The organism is Variovorax boronicumulans, assembly GCF_019352895.1.
GTDB classification, from domain to species: Bacteria; Pseudomonadota; Gammaproteobacteria; order Burkholderiales; family Burkholderiaceae_C; genus Variovorax; species Variovorax boronicumulans_A.
Genome location: NZ_JAAAFX010000009.1, coordinates 344,115 through 362,240 on the forward strand (window position 1 = coordinate 344,115; position 18,126 = coordinate 362,240).

An 18,126-nucleotide genomic window follows, 5' to 3' on the forward strand; every position below is an offset into this window, starting at 1 on the left:
CGATGGCGGTGGTTCAACCTCCCGTCACGGCCCAGGGGCTGCTGGCGGCCCAGGGCCCGTTGCAGCGGCGCGCGATCGCCAAGGCCATCACGCTGCTCGAGTCGACCCGTGCCGACCATCGCCTGCGGGCCGACGACCTGCTGACCGCGCTGCTGCCGCACACGGGCCGGTCCTTCCGGCTCGGCATCTCCGGCGTGCCCGGCGTGGGCAAGTCGACCTTCATCGAGACGCTGGGCCTGTTCCTGATCGAACAGGGCCACCGCGTCGCGGTGCTGACCATCGACCCTTCTTCCACCGTCTCCGGCGGCTCGATCCTCGGCGACAAGACGCGCATGGAGCGGCTGTCGGTCCACGAGCAAGCCTACATCCGGCCCAGTCCGTCCAGCGGCACGCTGGGCGGCGTGGCCGAGAAGACGCGCGAGGCCATGCTGGTCTGCGAGGCCGCAGGCTACGACGTCGTGATCGTCGAGACCGTCGGCGTGGGCCAGAGCGAGACCGCGGTGGCCGGCATGACCGACATGTTCGTGCTGATGCAACTGCCCAACGCCGGCGACGACCTGCAGGCCATCAAGAAGGGCGTGATGGAGATCGCCGACCTGGTGGTCATCAACAAGGCCGACCTCGACCGCGACGCCGCCACGCGCGCCCAGGCACAGATCACCTCGGCGCTGCGCCTGTTCGGCCACCATGGCAACCCGGCGCATGCCGAGGCCATGAAGGCCGCCCATGCCGTGCCCGGTTCGCCCGAGGCCGAGATCCGCTTCTGGCAGCCGCAGGTGATGCAGCTGAGTGCGCTGCTCGGCACCGGCGTCGATGCCTTCTGGGCCGCGGTCACGCGCTTCCGGCAACTGCAGTCCGCCAACGGCAAGCTCGAGACGCGGCGCGAGAAGCAGGCGCTGTCGTGGATGTGGGAACGCATCGACGCCGGCCTCAAGCAGGCCTTCCGCCAGCATCCCCAGGTGCGCGAACTGCTGCCCGACACCCTGGCCCAGGTCGCCGCGGGCCAGCTGCCCGCATCGACCGCCGCCCGCAACCTGCTCGCCGCGCAAGCGACGCGGGCCTCCTGAACCCCATCGCTCTTCCGATTCATCTTCACGATCGAACGCCATGAAAGAAATCCTCGAACAACTCGAAAAACGACGCGCCCAGGCGCGCCTCGGCGGTGGCCAGAAACGCATCGACGCCCAGCACAAGAAGGGCAAGCTCACGGCGCGCGAACGCATCGAGCTGCTGCTCGACGACAACACCTTCGAGGAATGGGACATGTTCGTCGAGCACCGCTCGACCGACTTCGGCATGGCCGACAATAAGATCCCAGGCGACGGCGTGGTCACCGGCTACGGCATGATCAACGGCCGCCTGGTCTTCATCTTCAGCCAGGACTTCACGGTCTTCGGCGGTGCGCTCAGCGAAGCGCATGCCGAGAAGATCTGCAAGGTGATGGACCAGGCCATGAAGGTCGGCGCACCGGTCATCGGCCTCAACGATTCGGGCGGCGCCCGCATCCAGGAGGGCGTGGCCTCGCTGGGCGGCTATGCCGACGTGTTCCAGCGCAACGTGATGGCCTCGGGCGTGGTGCCGCAGATCAGCATGATCATGGGTCCCTGCGCGGGCGGCGCGGTGTACTCGCCGGCCATGACCGACTTCATCTTCATGGTGCGCGACAGCTCGTACATGTTCGTGACCGGCCCCGAGGTGGTGAAGACCGTGACGCACGAAGACGTGACGGCCGAGGAACTGGGTGGCGCGATCACGCACACCACCAAGAGCGGCGTGGCCGACATGGCCTTCGAGAACGACGTCGAGGCGCTGATGATGCTGCGCCGGCTCTACAACTACCTGCCGCTCAACAACCGCGAGAAGCCGCCCGTGCGCCCCAGCGGCGACCCGGCCGACCGCGCCGACCTGTCGCTCGACACGCTGGTGCCCGACAACGCCAACAAGCCCTACGACATGAAGGAGCTGATCGGCAAGGTGGTCGACGACGGCGACTTCTTCGAGCTGCAGCCCGACTACGCCAAGAACATCGTGATCGGCTTCGCGCGCATGGAAGGCCAGAGCATCGGCATCGTGGCCAACCAGCCGCTGGTGCTGGCCGGCTGCCTGGACATCAAGAGCTCGATCAAGGCCGCGCGCTTCGTGCGCTTCTGCGACGCCTTCAACATCCCGGTCGTGACCTTCGTCGATGTGCCCGGCTTCATGCCCGGCACCAGCCAGGAGTACGGCGGCATCATCAAGCACGGCGCCAAGCTGCTCTACGCGTATGCCGAGTGCACCGTGCCGAAGATCACCGTCATCACGCGCAAGGCCTACGGCGGCGCCTACGACGTGATGGCCTCGAAGCACCTGCGCGGCGACGTCAACCTCGCCTGGCCGCGCGCCGAGATCGCGGTGATGGGCGCCAAGGGTGCGGTCGAGATCATCTTCCGCGAAGACAAGAACGACCCCGAGAAGCTCGCGGCCCGCGAAGCCGAATACAAGGCCCGCTTCGCCAACCCCTACGTGGCCAGCACGCGCGGCTACATCGACGACGTGATCCTGCCGAGCGAGACGCGCAAGCGCATCTGCCGCTCGCTGGTCATGCTGCGCGAGAAGAAGCTCGAGAACCCGTGGCGCAAGCACGGGAACATCCCACTCTGAGAACGGGAGATACGAACATGTTCAAGAAAATACTGATTGCGAACCGCGGCGACCAGCCGCGCAGCGGCGCAGCGACGAAGTCAAATTGCATGGCACGCGAAGCGTGCGCAGGCGAGTTCTCCGCGGAGACCCTCTATGTTTAAGAAGATCCTCATTGCCAACCGCGGAGAAATCGCCTGCCGGGTGATCAAGACCGCCAAGAAGATGGGCATCCTCACGGTGGCCGTCTATTCCGATGCCGACAAGGACGCGCGCCATGTCGAGCTGGCCGACGAGGCGGTGCACATCGGCGGCTCGGCCAGCCGCGACAGCTACCTGCAGGCCGATCGCATCATCGCTGCCTGCAAGAAGACCGGCGCCGAGGCCGTGCATCCAGGCTACGGCTTCCTGTCGGAGAACGAGGCCTTCGCGCGCAAGGTCGAGGAAGAGGGCATCGTCTTCATCGGGCCCAAGCACTACTCGATCGCCGCGATGGGCGACAAGATCGCTTCCAAGAAGCTCGCGAACGAGGCGAAGGTCAACACCATTCCGGGCTGGAACGAGGCCATCGAGACGGCCGAGCGCGCGGTCGAGATCGCGCGCGACATCGGCTACCCGGTGATGATCAAGGCCTCGGCCGGCGGTGGCGGCAAGGGCCTGCGCGTGGCGCACGACGACAAGGAAGCGCTCGAGGGCTTCACCGCCTGCCGCAACGAGGCGCGCAACTCCTTCGGCGACGACCGCGTCTTCATCGAGAAGTTCGTGGTCGAGCCGCGCCACATCGAGATTCAGGTGCTGGGCGATTCGCAAGGCAACGTGATCTACCTCAACGAGCGCGAATGCTCGATCCAGCGCCGCCACCAGAAGGTGATCGAGGAGGCGCCGTCGCCCTTCATCTCCGAGGCCACGCGCAAGGCGATGGGCGAGCAGGCCGTGGCGCTGGCCAAGGCCGTGAAGTACCAGAGCGCGGGCACGGTGGAGTTCGTGGTCGGCAAGGACCAGAGCTTCTACTTCCTCGAGATGAACACGCGGCTGCAGGTAGAGCATCCGGTGACCGAGTGCATCACCGGCCTCGACCTGGTCGAGCTGATGATCCGCGTGGCGGCCGGCGAGGCGCTGCCGCTGACGCAGGCCCAGGTCAAGCGCGAAGGCTGGGCCATCGAGTGCCGGATCAACGCCGAAGACCCGTTCCGCAATTTCCTGCCCTCGACCGGCCGGCTGGTGAAGTTCCAGCCGCCCAAGGAGACCATGTTCTCGGCCGACACCGAGCACCTGTACGGCGTGCGGGTCGACACCGGCGTGTATGACGGCGGCGAGATCCCGATGTTCTACGACTCGATGATCGCCAAGCTGATCGTGCACGGCAAGGACCGCCAGCATGCGATCGCGCTGATGCGCGAAGCGCTCAACGGCTTCGTGATCCGCGGCGTCAGCAGCAACATCCCGTTCCAGGCGGCGCTGCTCGCGCATCCGAAGTTCGTCTCGGGCGACTTCAACACCGGTTTCATCGCCGAGCACTACAGCCAGGGCTTCCATGCAGAAGACGTGCCGCATGCCGATCCGTCCTTCCTGGTGGCGCTGGCGGCCTATGTGCACCGCCGCTATCGCGCGCGTGCCTCGGGCATCAGCGGCCAGCTCGAAGGCCATGGCGTGAAGGTGGGCGAGAAGTTCGTGGTGGTGGAACTGGGCGCGGACGGCCAGAACGTGCAGCACCCGGTCTCGGTGACCGACTTCCAGGGCAAGACCGGCGCGAGCGCGGTGGCCGTGGGCGACAAGCACTACAAGATCGACAGCGGCTTCGCGCTGGGCGCGATCCGCGTCGAGGGCATCGTCAACGACAAGCCCTTCGTGGCCCAGGTCGAGCGCGGTGCGGGCAAGAACCCGCTGGCGCTGCGCATCTCGCACAACGGCACGCAGATCGAGGCCATGGTGCTGTCGCCGCTGGGCGCGCGCCTGCAGCAGCTGATGCCCTACAAGGCGCCGCCGGATCTGAGCAAGTTCCTGATGTCGCCGATGCCGGGGCTGCTGGTCGAGGTGTCGGTGCAGCCGGGCCAGCACGTGCAGGCCGGCGAGAAGCTCGCGGTGATCGAGGCGATGAAGATGGAGAACGTGCTGTTCGCCACGCAGGACGGCGTGGTCGGCAAGGTCTCCGCGGCCAAGGGCGAATCGCTGGCGGTCGACCAGGTCATCATGGATTTCGTCTGATGGGGGCGAACGACATGAACCACGCCGTCACGCTGCACCGTCCCGTGGCGCCCGTCGCTGCGTCGAGCGCGGCGCGGTGGTCGGTCGATGCGGTGCAGGCCCTGCTCGACAAGCCCTTCATGGAACTGCTGTTCGAGGCGCAGGCCGTGCACCGACGGCATTTCCCCGAAGGCGACATCGAGCTGGCGACCTTGCTGTCGGTCAAGACCGGCGGCTGCCCCGAGAACTGCGGCTACTGCCCGCAGGCCGCCGAGTTCGACACCGGCGTCAAGGCGCAGAAGCTGATGGAGGTCGACGAGGTGGTGCGCGCCGCGCAGGCCGCCAAGGACGCGGGCGCCACGCGCTTCTGCATGGGCGCGGCCTGGCGCGCGCCCAAGGACCGCGACGTGGAGAAGGTCGCGGTGCTGGTCGAGGCGGTCAAGGGCCTGGGCCTGCAGACCTGCGCCACGCTGGGCATGCTCGAGCCGCACCACGCTGCGCAGCTCAAGAACGCCGGCCTCGACTACTACAACCACAACCTCGACACCGCGCCCGAGTACTACGCCGACGTGGTGGGCACGCGCACCTACCAGGACCGGCTCAACACGCTGGCCCATGTGCGCGCGGCCGGCATCAGCGTGTGCTGCGGCGGCATCATCGGCATGGGCGAGACGCCGGTGCATCGCGCGGGCCTGATCGCGCAGCTGGCCAACATGGCGCCGTACCCCGAGTCGGTGCCGATCAATAGCCTGGTGCGCGTGCCCGGCACGCCGCTGGCCGACGCCGAGCCGGTCGACCCGCTGGACTTCGTGCGCGTGATCGCGGTCGCGCGCATCACCATGCCGACCGCGCGCGTGCGGCTGTCGGCCGGCCGCCAGCAGCTGGGCGATGCGGTGCAGGCGCTGTGCTTCATGGCCGGCGCGAATTCGATCTTCTACGGCGACAAGCTGCTGGTCACCGGCAACCCCGATGTCGAGGCCGACGTGCAGCTGCTGCGCAAGCTGGGCCTGAAGGCGCGCCAGGTGGCGGCCACCCAGGGAGAGCACGCATGAGCCCCCGTCCCTTCAAGGTGCTGGGCATCCAGCAGATCGCCATCGGCGGCCCCGACAAGCTGCGGCTGCAGAAGCTCTGGGTCGAGATGCTGGGCCTCGAGGTCACGGGCACCTTCCGCAGCGAGCGCGAGAACGTCGACGAGGACATCTGCGCGATGGGCGTGGGCCCGTTCAAGGTCGAGGTCGACCTGATGCAGCCGCTCGACCCCGACAAGAAGCCCGCGGTGCACACCACGCCGCTCAACCACGTGGGCCTGTGGATCGACGACCTGCCCAAAGCCGTCGAATGGCTCACGGCGCAGGGCGTGCGCTTTGCGCCGGGTGGCATCCGCAAGGGCGCGGCCGGCTTCGACATCTGCTTCCTGCACCCGAAGGCCAACGACGAATTCCCGATCGCGGGGGAGGGCGTGCTGATCGAGATGGTGCAGGCGCCGCCCGAGGTGGTGACGGCCTTCGCGGCGCTGGCCGCCGCGCACTGAAGTGCAGCGCGGCGCGCTGGCCTGTTCAGGGCCAGCGGCCGCGCAGTCCGAAGGCCACGGCCACGGGCACGAGGAACAGCACGAGGAAGATCGGCAGTTCCTCCATGAAGCCGTAGCCGGCGCGAGCCACGCCCACGCACATGTTGACCGCGGCCACGACGAACCAGAGTGGCACGAACACGATCAACGGGTTGAGGCGCATCGCGCGGGCCGCCAGCGCGACGACCGCCTAGAGCACGAGTCCGCCGACGATGAAGTACAGGGTGCGCATGGGCGGGTCCTCGAGGCGGCCGGGAGCGGCCGTCGGATCTTAGGGGCGCCCGTGGCCCTTGTCAGCGTCGCCCTTGTCAGCGCGGCGTGCCGCCCGCGCGCGCGGCCTTGGCCTCGCGCGCGCGTGCCAGGGCGGCCTCGACGATGGCGCGCTTGCGGTCCACCGGCGCCGCCGCCGCGTCCGGTGTCGGCTCGGCCTCGGCCTCGGTCTTGGGCTTCTGAAGGCGCGCCTGATGCAGCGTGTAGCGCCCGAGCGCCGCGTCGGCCTGGGTCTTCGACCAGGCGGCCCATCCGGTGTGGCCGGGCGTCGCATCCTCGAGCGCGATGCAATCCACCGGGCAGACCGGAATGCACAGCTCGCAGCCCGTGCAATGGGCCTCGATCACGGTGTGCATGCGCTTGTTCATGCCGACGATGGCGTCGGTCGGGCAGGCATCGAGGCACAGCGTGCAGCCGATGCACCAGGCCTCGTCGATGATCGCCATGACGCGCGGGCCTTCGGTGCCGAACTGTGCATCGAGCGGCAACGGCGGCCGGCCCGTGAGTTGCGCCAGCCGCGCGACGCCTTCGGCACCGCCGGGCGGGCATTGGTTGATGGCGGCCGCGCCTTCGGCCACGGCCTGGGCATAGCCCGCGCAATCCGGATAGCCGCACCGCGTGCACTGCGTCTGGGGCAGTGCGTCGTGGATGCGTGCGGCGAGTCCGTTCACGGGGGAAATGCGCGGCTCAGCGCGCGACGCCGGCGGCGGCCTTCTTGCGTGCCGCGGGCTTCTTTTTCGCAGCAGCGACGGGCGCTGCGACTGGGGTCGCCACGGCCGCCTTGGCCGCGGTTTTCCTGGCCACGGCCTTCGGGGGCGCCACTTTCTTGGCAGCGGCAGGCGCCGCGGCACGGGTCCGGGTCACGGGCTTTGCCACGTCTTCGGCTGCGAGCAGCGTCTCGTCGGCCGGCAGCGCGTCGCCGGCGCGGCTCTGGGGCTCGTCGTTGGCCGCGATGAACTTCTGCACCTTCGGGTACACCAGTTCGCGCCAGCGGCGACCGCTGAAGATGCCGTAGTGGCCGGCGCCCTTGACTTCGTAGTGCTCGCGCTTGTCGTCGTCGATGCCGGTGCACAGGTCGTGCGCGGCCTGGGTCTGGCCCGAGCCCGAGATGTCGTCGAGCTCGCCTTCGACGGTGAGCATGGCGGTGCCGCGGATGTCCTGCGGTTTCACGCGCTCGACCGTGCCGTCGGCGGCCTTGACGTCCCATGTGCCTTCGACCAGCAGGAAGTCCTGGAATACCGTGCGGATCGTCTCGAGGTAGTAGTCGGCGTCCATGTCGAGCACGGCGTTGTACTCGTCGTAGAACTTGCGGTGCGCCTCGACGCTGGCGTCGTCACCCTTGATCAGGTCCTTGAAGTAGTCGTAGTGGCTGGTCGCATGCCGGTCGGGGTTCATCGCGACGAAGCCGGTGTGCTGCAGGAAGCCCGGGTACACGCGGCGGCCGGCGCCGGGGAAGTTCTGCGGCACGCGGTAGATCACGTTGTTCTCGAACCACTCGAAGCTCTTGTTCGTCGCCAGGTTGTTGACCGAGGTCGGCGACTTGCGCGCGTCGATCGGGCCGCCCATCATGGTCATCGACAGCGGCGTCTGTTCGCCGCGGCTGGCCATGAGCGAGATCGCGGCGAGCACCGGCACGGTGGGCTGGCACACGCTGATCACGTGGCAGTTGCCGTACTGGGCCTGCAGGTGGCGCACGAACTCCTCCACGTAGTGGATGTAGTCGTCGAGGTGGAATTCGCCGTCGGAAGTGGGCACCGTGCGGGCGTTCTTCCAGTCGGTGATGTAGACCTTGTGGTCCTGCAGCATGGTGCGCACGGTGTCGCGCAGCAGCGTGGCGTAGTGACCGGACAGCGGCGCGACGATCAGCACCACCGGCTGCTTCTTGAGCTTCTGCAGCGTCTCGGGCTTGTCGGTGAAGCGCTTGAAGCGCCGCAGCTGGCAGAAGGGCTTGTCGAGCTCGATCGCCTCCTGGATTACCACGTCGGTGCCGTCGACCTTGACCGAGGTGATGCCGAACTCCGGCTTCTCGTAGTCCTTGCCCAGGCGGTAGAGCAGGTCGTAGCCCGCGGCCATGCGTTGCGCGATGGGCGTGTGCGACAGCGGCGAGCCGTTGCCGTACAGCTTGGCCGCAGCCTGGGCGAAGTCGGTCAGCGGTTCCATCAGGGACCGCTGGGCTTCATAGAGGTGGTAGAGCATCGTGATCCCTGTCGTTGATTGCTGCAGTGCAATATATCAACTTGGGACGACGCGCGTGTAGGGGCCTGCCCCTACACGTACGTTTCCCTGGCGCCGGCCGCTGCCGGCACCGTCAGATCACCTTGGCGATGCTCTGGCAGACGTAGTCGATGTTCTTGCTGTTCAAGGCGGCCACGCACATGCGGCCGGTGTCGGTGCCGTACACGCCGAATTCGCTGCGCAGGCGGACCATCTGGTCCTTGCTCAGGCCCGAATAGCTGAACATGCCGATCTGGGTGGTGATGAAGCTCATGTCCTGCTGCACGCCGGCCGCCTTGAGGCCGTCGACCAGGGTCTGGCGCATCGCCTTGATGCGGGTGCGCATCTCGGCCAGTTCCTTTTCCCAGACCGCGCGGCGGGCCGGGTCGTTGAGCACGGCCGCCACCACGGCGCCGCCATGGATCGGCGGGTTGCTGTAGTTGGTGCGGATCGTGATCTTGAGCTGCGACAGCACGCGGGCGGCCTGGTCCTTGTCCTCGCACAGCACCGACAGCGCGCCGACGCGCTCGCCGTAGAGGCTGAAGCTCTTGGAGAACGAGGTCGAGACGAAGAAGCTCAGGCCGGCGGCGACGAACTTGCCGATCACGGCGCCGTCTTCCTCGATGCCGTTGCCGAAGCCCTGGTAGGCCATGTCGAGGAAGGTGACGAGGTTCTTCGCCTTGACCGCCGCGACCACCTGGTCCCATTGGGCCGATGTGATGTCGTAGCCGGTCGGGTTGTGGCAGCAGGCGTGCAGCACGACCACCGTGCCGGCCGGGGCTGCGTTGAGCGCGGCCAGCATGCCCTCGAAGTTCACGCCGCGCTTGGCCGCGTCGTAGTAGGGGTAGCTTTCGACCACGAAGCCGGCGTTGGTGAACAGCGCGCGGTGGTTTTCCCAGCTCGGGTCGCTGATCAGCACCTTGGCGTCGGGGTTGAGCTTCTTGAGGAAGTCGGCGCCGACCTTGAGGCCGCCCGTGCCGCCGATGGCCTGGATGGTCGCCACGCGGCCGGACTTGACCGGTTCGCTGTCGGCGCCGAAGACCAGGCCCTTGACCGCGCTGTCGTAGGCGGCGATGCCGTCGATGGGCAGGTAGCCGCGCGCGCTGGGCGCCTTCATCATGTCCTGCTCGACCGCCTGCACGCAGGCCAGGAGCGGCAGCTTGCCGTTGTCGTCGTAGTACACGCCGACGCCGAGATTGACCTTGTTGGGGTTGCTGTCGGCGGCATATTGCTCGTTGAGACCCAGGATCGGGTCGCGTGGCGCCATCTCGACAGCGGTGAACATAGACATGAAGAAGTCCTCTGAATGAATCGGATCGCCGGCGGTTCGGAAAGCGAACCGCCTCTGGCTGTGGGCCCGAAGGTGTATTAGGCTTTCAGGTTGCCTTGAATTTTACCGACCGCACGCCACCTGGTACGGACCCGCCATGCCTGAAATTTCCGAAGTCACCTCCAAATCCCCCCACGCCGACCCCGTGGGACCCGCCAAAGAGGGGACTTTCATCTCCTATCCGGGCTCGCCCTTCGAGCTGTTCCAGCCCTATCCGCCGGCGGGCGACCAGCCCGCAGCCATCGAGCAACTGGTCGAAGGCGTGGAAAACGGCGAGGTGTTCCAGACGCTGCTGGGCGTGACCGGCTCCGGCAAGACCTTCACCATGGCCAACGTGATCGCGCGCATGGGCCGCCCGGCGATCGTGTTCGCGCCCAACAAGACGCTGGCCGCGCAGCTCTACAGCGAGTTCCGCGAGTTCTTCCCGAAGAACGCGGTCGAGTATTTCGTCAGCTACTACGACTACTACCAGCCCGAGGCCTATGTGCCCCAGCGCGACCTGTTCATCGAGAAGGACAGCTCGATCAACGAGCACATCGAGCAGATGCGGCTGTCGGCCACCAAGAGCGTGCTCGAGCGGCGCGACACGGTGATCGTGGCCACGGTGAGCGCGATCTACGGCATCGGCACGCCCGAGGACTACATGGAGATGCGGCTGATCGCGCGCGTGGGCGACAAGATCGGCCAGCGCGACCTGATCGCCCGGCTGATCCGCATGCAGTACACCCGCAACGAGCAGGATTTCGCGCGCGGCACCTTCCGCGTGCGCGGCGACACCATCGACGTGTTCCCGGCCGAGCACAGCGAGCTGGCGATCCGTTTCGAGCTGTTCGACGACGAGATCGAGTCGTTGCAGCTCTTCGACCCGCTGACCGGGCGCATCCGGCAGAAGGTGCCGCGCTTCACGGTCTACCCGTCGAGCCACTACGTCACGCCGCGCGACAAGGTCATGGCGGCGGTGGAGACGATCAAGCTCGAGCTGAGCGACCGGCTCAAGGAGCTGGTGAGCAGCGGCAAGCTCGTCGAGGCCCAGCGGCTCGAGCAGCGCACGCGCTTCGACCTCGAGATGCTGGCCGAGATCGGCCACTGCAAGGGCATCGAGAACTACTCGCGGCATCTGTCTGGCGCGGCACCCGGCGACCCGCCTGCGACGCTGACCGACTACCTGCCCAAGGACGCGCTGATGTTCCTCGACGAGAGCCATCAGATGATCGGCCAGCTCGGCGGCATGTACAACGGCGACCGGGCGCGCAAGACCACGCTGGTCGAGTATGGCTTCCGGCTGCCCTCGGCCATGGACAACCGGCCGCTCAAGTTCGAGGAGTTCGAGAAGCGGATGCGCCAGTGCATCTTCGTCTCGGCCACGCCGGCGCAGTACGAGAAGGACCATTCGGGCAACGTCGTGGAGCAGCTGGTGCGCCCGACCGGCCTGATCGACCCCCTGGTCGAGGTCCGCCCCGCCACGCACCAGGTCGACGACGTGCTGGGCGAGATCCGCATCCGCGTCGACAAGAACGAGCGCGTGCTCATCACCACGCTGACCAAGCGCATGGCCGAGCAGCTGACCGACTACCTGGGCGACAACGGCGTGAAGGTGCGCTACCTGCACAGCGACGTCGACACCGTCGAGCGCGTCGAGATCCTGCGCGACCTGCGGCTGGGCACCTTCGACGTGCTGGTGGGCATCAACCTGCTGCGCGAAGGACTGGACATCCCGGAGGTGTCGCTGGTGGCGATCCTGGATGCCGACAAGGAAGGCTTCCTGCGCGCCGAGCGCTCGCTGATCCAGACCATCGGCCGCGCGGCCCGCAACCTGAACGGCAAGGCCATTCTTTATGCCGACCGGATGACCGAGTCGATGAAGAAGGCGATCGGCGAGACCGAACGCCGGCGCACCAAGCAGATCGCCCACAACGAGGCCCACGGCATCACGCCGCGCAGCATCGTCAAGAAGGTGCGCGACCTGATCGACGGCGTCTACAGCGAGAAGACCGGCAAGGAAATGGCCAAGCTCGAGCTGGAGCGCGCCAAGGTCGAGGACATGAGCGAGAAGGACGTCGCGCGCGAGATCAAGCGGCTGGAAAAGCTCATGCTGGAGCACGCCCGCAACCTCGAATTCGAGAAGGCGGCGCGGGTGCGCGATCAGCTGTCGGCGCTGCGCGAACAGGCCTTCGGCGCCTCGGGCGGCGACCACATCCCGCCGGTCTGAGTCCGCGCGGGTTTACCCGAGCGCGACAGAGGGCTTTCTGCTATACTTGAGCGAAACAGTCAACAACAAGAAAAACTTCGCGATGAAGGACCGGTTCGCACCTCGCGGTGACGGGCCGGTAAGGGCGGAGACCACGCCACCGGGCCTCGGCTTCGGTGTCTATGTTACGAGCACACAAGGAGCTTGCGATGCGTCTCACTACCAAAGGTCGTTTTGCGGTCACCGCCATGATCGATCTGGCCCTGCGCCAGAACACCGGGCCGGTCACGCTGGCGGCCATCAGCCAGCGCCAGCAGATCTCGCTGTCCTACCTGGAACAGCTGTTCGGCAAGCTGCGCCGGCATGAGCTGGTCGAGTCCACCCGCGGCCCCGGCGGCGGTTACAGCCTCGGTCGCAAGGCGGCCGACATCACGGTGGCCGACATCATCGTCTCGGTCGACGAGCCGATCGACGCCACGCATTGCGGTGGCAAGGAAAACTGTCTGGGTGAAGCCGGCCGCTGCATGACGCACGAGCTCTGGGCTTCGCTCAACCAGCGCATGGTCGAGTTCCTCGATTCGGTCACGCTGCAGAAACTGGTCGACGACCAGATCGCCAAGGGCGTGCAGATCGAGAACAAGCCCGCCATCAAGCGCGCCATCTCGAGCCAGCCGGTCGTCAAGCCCATCCGCGTGAACGCGCCGAATTCGGTGTTCGCGCTGGGCAACGTGTTTGCCAAGTCGTGATGACGGGCGGCGCCTCCGGGCGCCGCGACCCTGCATCGCCTGAAATCAACAACATTCCCCACGCAGTCTGAGTGAGCCATGGACGTCACACCGCATTTCCCCATCTACCTTGATTACGGCGCGACCACGCCGGTCGACCCGCGCGTCGTCGACGCCATGATCCCGTGGCTGCGCGAGCACTTCGGTAATCCCGCTTCGCGCAGCCATGCGTGGGGCTGGGAAGCCGAAGAGGCCGTCGAGAGGGCCCGCGACCAGGTCGCCGAGCTGATCGGTGCGGATCCGCGCGAGATCGTCTGGACCAGCGGCGCAACCGAGTCGATCAACCTGGCCCTGAAGGGTGCCGCCCAGTTCTACAAGGGCAAGGGCAAGCACCTCATCACGCTCAAGACCGAACACAAGGCCGTGCTGGACACCATGCGCGAGCTGGAGCGCGTCGGCTTCGAAGTGACCTACCTCGACGTGAAGGAAGACGGCCTGGTCGACATGGAGGCCCTGAAGGCCGCCATCCGCCCGGACACCGTGCTGATCAGCATCCTGTTCGTCAACAACGAGATCGGTGTCATCCAGGACATCCCCGGCATCGGCGCGCTGTGCCGCGAGAAGGGCATCCTGTTCCACGTCGACGCCGCGCAGGCCACCGGCCGTGTCGAGATCGACGTCAAGACCCTGCCCATCGACCTGATGAGCATGACCGCGCACAAGACCTACGGCCCCAAGGGCGTCGGTGCCCTGTACGTGCGCCGCAAGCCGCGCGTGCGCCTGGAAGCGCAGATCCACGGTGGCGGCCACGAGCGCGGCATGCGTTCGGGCACCCTGCCTACGCACCAGATCGTCGGCATGGGCGAAGCCTTCCGCATCATCAAGCTCGAGATGAACGAGGTGAATGCCAAGGCCGCGGTCCTGCAGAAGCGTCTGCTGGACGGCCTCAAGGACATCGAGCAGGTCTTCATCAACGGCAGCGTGGAGCACCGGGTGCCGCAGAACCTGAACATCAGCTTCAACTACGTCGAAGGCGAGTCGCTGATCATGGGCATCAAGGGTCTGGCGGTGTCGTCGGGCTCGGCCTGCACCTCGGCCAGCCTCGAACCCAGCTACGTGCTGCGCGCTTTGGGCCGCAGCGACGAGCTGGCGCACAGCAGCCTGCGCATGACGATCGGCCGTTTCACGACCGAGGAAGAGATCGACTACGCGATCTCCACGATCAAGCACAACGTCGCCAAGCTCCGCGAACTCAGCCCCCTGTGGGAAATGTTCAAGGACGGCGTCGACATCAGCACGATCCAGTGGTCGGCCCACTGAACGTTCTTCACAACATTCCGAAAAGAGGTACCCCATGGCTTACTCTCCCAAGGTCATCGACCACTATGAAAATCCCCGCAACGTCGGCTCCTTCGAAAAGGGCGACGATTCGGTGGGCACCGGCATGGTCGGCGCACCGGCCTGCGGTGACGTGATGAAGCTGCAGATCAAGGTCAACCCCGAAACCGGCGTGATCGAAGACGCGCGCTTCAAGACCTACGGCTGCGGCTCGGCGATCGCCTCGTCCTCGCTCGTGACCGAATGGGTCAAGGGCAAGACGCTCGACGAAGCGGCTGCGCTCAAGAACGCGCAGATCGCCGAAGAGCTGGCGCTGCCGCCGGTGAAGATCCATTGCTCGATCCTGGCGGAAGACGCCATCAAGGCCGCGGTCAACGACTACAAGCAGAAGCACGCCGTCGGCGCCGCCACTGCTGCTGCCGAAGCGGTTCACTGACATGGCCGTGACGCTCACCGAAGCCGCCGCGCGCCATGTCAACCGATACCTCGGCAAACGGGGCAAGGGCGTGGGCGTGCGGCTGGGCGTCAAGACCACGGGTTGCTCGGGTCTGGCGTACAAGCTCGAGTACGTGGACGAGTTCACGCCCGACGACGTGGTCTTCGAGGACCAGGGCGTGAAGGTGCTGATCGACCCGAAGAGCCTGGCCTACATCGACGGCACGCAGCTCGACTTCGTGCGTGAAGGCCTCAACGAGGGCTTCAAGTTCAACAACCCCAATGAGCGTGATCGTTGCGGTTGTGGAGAAAGTTTCAGGATCTAGTCCACCCCCGAAGCGGCTCACTTCGTGTAGCCGCCTCCCCCTCAAGGGGGCAACACCAGCGGCCCGGCAAAGCCGGTTCCGCGGTGTTTCTGGAATGAACAACGCCGCCGCCTCATTTGGCGGCGGCATTTTTTTGCAATGAACCTCAACGACACCGACTTCGAACTGTTCGCCGTCCCGGCGACCTTTGCGCAGGACCGCGGTGCGCTCGATGCGCGCTGGAAGGAACTGCAGCGCGAAGCCCATCCGGACCGCTTCGCCGCCCAGGGCGCCGCGGCGCAACGCGTGGCCATGCAGTGGTCGGTGCGCATCAACGAGGCCTACCAGCGGCTCAAGGACCCGATCCGCCGGGCCAGCTACATCTGCGAGCTTCACGACGCCCCGCTGAACGCCGAGAACAACACGGCCATGCCGGCCGCCTTCCTGATGCAGCAGATGGAATGGCGCGAGGCCCTCGACGAGATCGGCGGTGCGGCCGCGCTCGAGGCGCTGCAGGCCGAGGTCGAGGAGGCCCGCGCGTTGGCGCTGTCCTCGCTCGACTGGTTGATCGACGAGAAGGGCGACTACCCGGCGGCCGCGCAGCAGGTGAGAGCCCTCATGTTCATTGAGCGCTTCGGGCAGGACGTCGAAGCCAAGTTCGATCAGTTGGGACAATAGACAGTTATGAATTCCCACGCTTTCCGCTTCGTGCATTTGTTTCCCTCCGAGGAGGCCTGATGGCTCTTCTTCAGATTTCAGAACCCGGCCAGGCGCCCGATCCGCATCAGCGCCGCATCGCCGTGGGCATCGACCTGGGCACCACGCATTCGCTGGTGGCCTCGGTGCGCAATGGCGTGGCCGAGTGCCTGCCCGACGACCAGGGCCGCGTGCTGCTGCCATCGGCCGTGCGTTACCTCGAGAACGACCGCCGCCAGATCGGCTTCGATGCCCTGGCCGCGCGCGCCCAGGACCCGGCCAACACCATCACCTCGGTGAAGCGGCTCATGGGCCGCGGCCTGGCCGACATCGCGAACCGCGACGACATGTCCTACCGCATCGGCGGCAGCGACGCCGGCATGGTGACGGTGCAGACCCTGGCGGGCGAGAAATCGCCGGTCGAGATCAGCGCCGAGATCCTGGCCACGCTGCGCTACCGCGCCCAGGACACCTTCGACGACGACGCGCTCTACGGCGCCGTCATTACCGTGCCCGCCTACTTCGACGAAGGCCAGCGCCAGGCGACCAAGGACGCCGCGCAACTGGCCGGTCTCAATGTGCTGCGCCTGATCAGCGAACCCACGGCCGCAGCCATCGCCTACGGCCTCGACAACGCGAGCGAAGGCGTCTACGCGGTCTACGACCTGGGTGGCGGCACCTTCGACATCTCGATCCTGCGGCTCACGCAGGGCGTCTTCGAAGTGATCGCGACCGGCGGCGACTCCGCGCTGGGTGGCGACGACTATGACCACGCACTGGCCGACTTCGTGCGCGCGCAGACTGGCGTGCAGGTCGGCAGCGATGCCGACAAGGCCTCCCTGCTGGTGGCGGCGCGTGCGGCCAAGGAAGCGCTGACCGATTCGACCTCGACGTCCTTCAGTGCGAGCGTGGCGGGCCGGCCGCTCGTGTTCGAGCTGAGCCGCACGCAGTTCTACGCGGCCACGCAAGCGCTCACCGACCGCACCATCGCGGCCGTGCGCAAGGCGCTGCGCGATGCGAAGCTCAAGCCCGACGCACTGCAGGGCATCGTGCTGGTCGGCGGTTCCACGCGCATGCCGCAGGTGCGCAGCGCGGTCGCCGAATTCTTCGGCCGCGAGCCGCTGGTCAACCTGAATCCCGACGAGGTCGTGGCCCTGGGCGCTGCGATCCAGGCCAACCAGCTGGCCGGCAACGGCGGTGCCGACGGCCTGCTGCTGCTCGACGTGATCCCGCTGTCGCTGGGCATCGAGACCATGGGCGGACTGGTCGAGCGCATCGTGCCGCGCAACCAGACCATCCCGACCGCGATGGCGCAGGACTTCACCACCTACCAGGACGGCCAGACCGCGCTGGCACTGCACGTGGTGCAGGGCGAACGCGACCTGGTCGCCGACTGCCGCAGCCTGGCGCGCTTCACGCTGCGCGGCATCCCGCCGATGGCCGCGGGCGCGGCACGCATCCGCGTGACCTTCACCGTCGATGCCGACGGCCTGCTGAGCGTGAGCGCGAAGGAGCAGGGCAGCGGTGTCGAGGCCAGCGTGGCCGTCAAGCCGTCTTATGGCCTGTCCGATGACCAGGTCGCCACCATGCTGCGCGAGAGCTTCTCGACCGCGCAGCAGGACATGCAGGCGCGCGCGCTGGTCGAGGCACGGGTCGATGCCGACCGCATGCTGCTCGCCACGCAGAGTGCGCTGAACGCCGACGGCGACCTGCTGGCCGAGGTCGAGCGCGCAGCCATCGATGCGCTGATGGCGTCGCTGCGCGCCACGCTCGCTGCCGCCACCGAAGCAGCCGTCGTCGAGGCCGCCACCAAGGCGCTGGCCGACGGCACCGAGGCCTTCGCGGCACAGCGCATGAACCAGGGCATCGCGCGCGCGCTGTCCGGACGCAAGCTCGAATCTCTCTAAGAATATGCCCACGATCAAGATCTTTCCCCACCCCGAGTACTGCCCGAACGGCGCCGAACTGAGCGCGCCCGCCGGCACCTCGATCTGCGAGGCGTTGCTGGACAATCACATCAACATCGAGCACGCCTGCGAGATGAGTGCAGCCTGCACGACCTGCCATGTGGTGGTGCGCCAGGGCTTCAACTCGCTCAACGCGTCCGAGGAGATCGAAGATGACCTGCTCGACCGCGCCTGGGGCCTGGAGCCGCAGTCGCGGCTCAGCTGCCAGGCCATCCTGGCGCAGGAGGACGTGACGATCGAGATTCCCAAGTACTCGATCAATCACGCCAAAGAGAACCACTGAGA

General features: G+C 66.8%; 17 protein-coding genes. 13 read left to right on the forward strand and 4 right to left on the reverse strand.

Translation table 11 applies throughout. The annotated features are described in order from the left end of the window. Positions 1 to 2: 2 nt before the first annotated feature. The 5 genes from meaB (at position 3) to K0H49_RS20810 (ending at position 6,334) form a co-directional block, all read left to right on the forward strand. Complete coding sequence (gene meaB / locus K0H49_RS20790) at positions 3 to 1,067, forward strand: methylmalonyl Co-A mutase-associated GTPase MeaB (protein WP_219216510.1); 1,065 nt, start codon at positions 3 to 5, stop codon at positions 1,065 to 1,067. A 40-nt stretch (positions 1,068 to 1,107) separates the two neighbouring features. After that, a complete protein-coding gene (locus K0H49_RS20795) occupies positions 1,108 to 2,640 on the forward strand; it encodes an acyl-CoA carboxylase subunit beta (protein ID WP_219216512.1) in 1,533 nt (510 codons plus the stop codon). A gap of 135 nt (positions 2,641 to 2,775) precedes the next feature. After that, entirely contained in the window at positions 2,776 to 4,824 is a 2,049-nt protein-coding gene (locus K0H49_RS20800) for an acetyl-CoA carboxylase biotin carboxylase subunit (protein ID WP_219216514.1), read from the forward strand. Further along, positions 4,824 to 5,855, forward strand: coding sequence for a biotin synthase BioB (gene bioB, locus K0H49_RS20805; protein WP_219216516.1), 1,032 nt, complete (start codon positions 4,824 to 4,826; stop codon positions 5,853 to 5,855). Before K0H49_RS20800 ends, bioB begins: the two co-directional genes overlap by 1 nt. Then, positions 5,852 to 6,334 carry a VOC family protein gene (locus K0H49_RS20810; protein WP_219216518.1) on the forward strand — a complete coding sequence of 161 codons (483 nt, stop codon included), beginning with the start codon at positions 5,852 to 5,854 and terminating at the stop codon, positions 6,332 to 6,334. Before bioB ends, K0H49_RS20810 begins: the two co-directional genes overlap by 4 nt. Before the next feature lie 25 nt (positions 6,335 to 6,359). Here the strand turns inward: K0H49_RS20810 and K0H49_RS20815 are convergent, their stop codons facing one another. From K0H49_RS20815 to K0H49_RS20830, 4 genes are all read right to left on the reverse strand, one after another. Further along, positions 6,360 to 6,536, reverse strand: a complete 177-nt coding sequence (locus K0H49_RS20815; protein WP_219216520.1) for a hypothetical protein — start codon at positions 6,534 to 6,536, stop codon at positions 6,360 to 6,362. Positions 6,537 to 6,681: 145 nt separating this feature from the next. After that, a complete protein-coding gene (locus K0H49_RS20820) occupies positions 6,682 to 7,314 on the reverse strand; it encodes an RnfABCDGE type electron transport complex subunit B (protein WP_219216521.1) in 633 nt (210 codons plus the stop codon). A 16-nt stretch (positions 7,315 to 7,330) separates the two neighbouring features. Further along, complete coding sequence (locus K0H49_RS20825; RefSeq protein ID WP_219216524.1) at positions 7,331 to 8,839, reverse strand: polyhydroxyalkanoate depolymerase; 1,509 nt, start codon at positions 8,837 to 8,839, stop codon at positions 7,331 to 7,333. 112 nt (positions 8,840 to 8,951) lie between these two features. Further along, positions 8,952 to 10,148, reverse strand: coding sequence for an amino acid aminotransferase (locus K0H49_RS20830; RefSeq protein WP_219216526.1), 1,197 nt, complete (start codon positions 10,146 to 10,148; stop codon positions 8,952 to 8,954). A 136-nt stretch (positions 10,149 to 10,284) separates the two neighbouring features. Between K0H49_RS20830 and uvrB the strand changes: the two genes are divergently transcribed. The 8 genes from uvrB to fdx all read left to right on the forward strand — a co-directional run bounded on the left by uvrB (position 10,285) and on the right by fdx (position 18,124). Next, on the forward strand, positions 10,285 to 12,396 hold the full coding sequence (gene uvrB / locus K0H49_RS20835) for an excinuclease ABC subunit UvrB (RefSeq protein ID WP_257625050.1): 2,112 nt from the start codon (positions 10,285 to 10,287) through the stop codon (positions 12,394 to 12,396). Positions 12,397 to 12,584: 188 nt separating this feature from the next. Beyond that, positions 12,585 to 13,121: a Fe-S cluster assembly transcriptional regulator IscR gene (gene iscR / locus K0H49_RS20840; RefSeq protein ID WP_140842281.1), complete on the forward strand. Its 537-nt coding sequence runs from the start codon at positions 12,585 to 12,587 to the stop codon at positions 13,119 to 13,121. Between the two features lie 78 nt (positions 13,122 to 13,199). Then, entirely contained in the window at positions 13,200 to 14,420 is a 1,221-nt protein-coding gene (locus K0H49_RS20845) for an IscS subfamily cysteine desulfurase (protein ID WP_219216527.1), read from the forward strand. 34 nt (positions 14,421 to 14,454) lie between these two features. Further along, positions 14,455 to 14,874, forward strand: a complete 420-nt coding sequence (gene iscU, locus K0H49_RS20850; RefSeq protein ID WP_219216529.1) for a Fe-S cluster assembly scaffold IscU — start codon at positions 14,455 to 14,457, stop codon at positions 14,872 to 14,874. Between the two features lies 1 nt (position 14,875). After that, positions 14,876 to 15,199, forward strand: a complete 324-nt coding sequence (gene iscA, locus K0H49_RS20855) for an iron-sulfur cluster assembly protein IscA (RefSeq protein WP_219216532.1) — start codon at positions 14,876 to 14,878, stop codon at positions 15,197 to 15,199. A gap of 138 nt (positions 15,200 to 15,337) precedes the next feature. Further along, positions 15,338 to 15,856, forward strand: a complete 519-nt coding sequence (gene hscB / locus K0H49_RS20860; RefSeq protein WP_219216535.1) for a Fe-S protein assembly co-chaperone HscB — start codon at positions 15,338 to 15,340, stop codon at positions 15,854 to 15,856. 59 nt (positions 15,857 to 15,915) lie between these two features. Beyond that, a complete protein-coding gene (gene hscA / locus K0H49_RS20865; protein ID WP_219216537.1) occupies positions 15,916 to 17,781 on the forward strand; it encodes a Fe-S protein assembly chaperone HscA in 1,866 nt (621 codons plus the stop codon). A 4-nt stretch (positions 17,782 to 17,785) separates the two neighbouring features. Continuing rightward, the gene (gene fdx / locus K0H49_RS20870; protein ID WP_219216539.1) at positions 17,786 to 18,124 is read left to right on the forward strand and encodes an ISC system 2Fe-2S type ferredoxin; all 339 of its coding nucleotides are present in this window, start codon (positions 17,786 to 17,788) and stop codon (positions 18,122 to 18,124) included. Positions 18,125 to 18,126 lie beyond the last annotated feature (2 nt).

What these genes read in the sequence shown, in the direction of transcription:
- K0H49_RS20795 (WP_219216512.1), top strand. Translation starts at nt 1,108, where the DNA reads ATGAAAGAAATCCTCGAACAACTCGAAAAACGACGCGCCCAGGCGCGC.
- iscA (WP_219216532.1), top strand. Translation starts at nt 14,876, where the DNA reads ATGGCCGTGACGCTCACCGAAGCCGCCGCGCGCCATGTCAACCGATAC.
- K0H49_RS20845 (WP_219216527.1), top strand. Translation starts at nt 13,200, where the DNA reads ATGGACGTCACACCGCATTTCCCCATCTACCTTGATTACGGCGCGACC.
- K0H49_RS20825 (WP_219216524.1), bottom strand. Translation starts at nt 8,839, where the DNA reads ATGCTCTACCACCTCTATGAAGCCCAGCGGTCCCTGATGGAACCGCTG.
- K0H49_RS20810 (WP_219216518.1), top strand. Translation starts at nt 5,852, where the DNA reads ATGAGCCCCCGTCCCTTCAAGGTGCTGGGCATCCAGCAGATCGCCATC.
- iscR (WP_140842281.1), top strand. Translation starts at nt 12,585, where the DNA reads ATGCGTCTCACTACCAAAGGTCGTTTTGCGGTCACCGCCATGATCGAT.
- uvrB (WP_257625050.1), top strand. Translation starts at nt 10,285, where the DNA reads ATGCCTGAAATTTCCGAAGTCACCTCCAAATCCCCCCACGCCGACCCC.
- meaB (WP_219216510.1), top strand. Translation starts at nt 3, where the DNA reads ATGGCGGTGGTTCAACCTCCCGTCACGGCCCAGGGGCTGCTGGCGGCC.
- fdx (WP_219216539.1), top strand. Translation starts at nt 17,786, where the DNA reads ATGCCCACGATCAAGATCTTTCCCCACCCCGAGTACTGCCCGAACGGC.
- hscB (WP_219216535.1), top strand. Translation starts at nt 15,338, where the DNA reads ATGAACCTCAACGACACCGACTTCGAACTGTTCGCCGTCCCGGCGACC.
- K0H49_RS20815 (WP_219216520.1), bottom strand. Translation starts at nt 6,536, where the DNA reads ATGCGCCTCAACCCGTTGATCGTGTTCGTGCCACTCTGGTTCGTCGTG.
- K0H49_RS20800 (WP_219216514.1), top strand. Translation starts at nt 2,776, where the DNA reads ATGTTTAAGAAGATCCTCATTGCCAACCGCGGAGAAATCGCCTGCCGG.
- K0H49_RS20830 (WP_219216526.1), bottom strand. Translation starts at nt 10,148, where the DNA reads ATGTCTATGTTCACCGCTGTCGAGATGGCGCCACGCGACCCGATCCTG.
- iscU (WP_219216529.1), top strand. Translation starts at nt 14,455, where the DNA reads ATGGCTTACTCTCCCAAGGTCATCGACCACTATGAAAATCCCCGCAAC.
- hscA (WP_219216537.1), top strand. Translation starts at nt 15,916, where the DNA reads ATGGCTCTTCTTCAGATTTCAGAACCCGGCCAGGCGCCCGATCCGCAT.
- bioB (WP_219216516.1), top strand. Translation starts at nt 4,824, where the DNA reads ATGGGGGCGAACGACATGAACCACGCCGTCACGCTGCACCGTCCCGTG.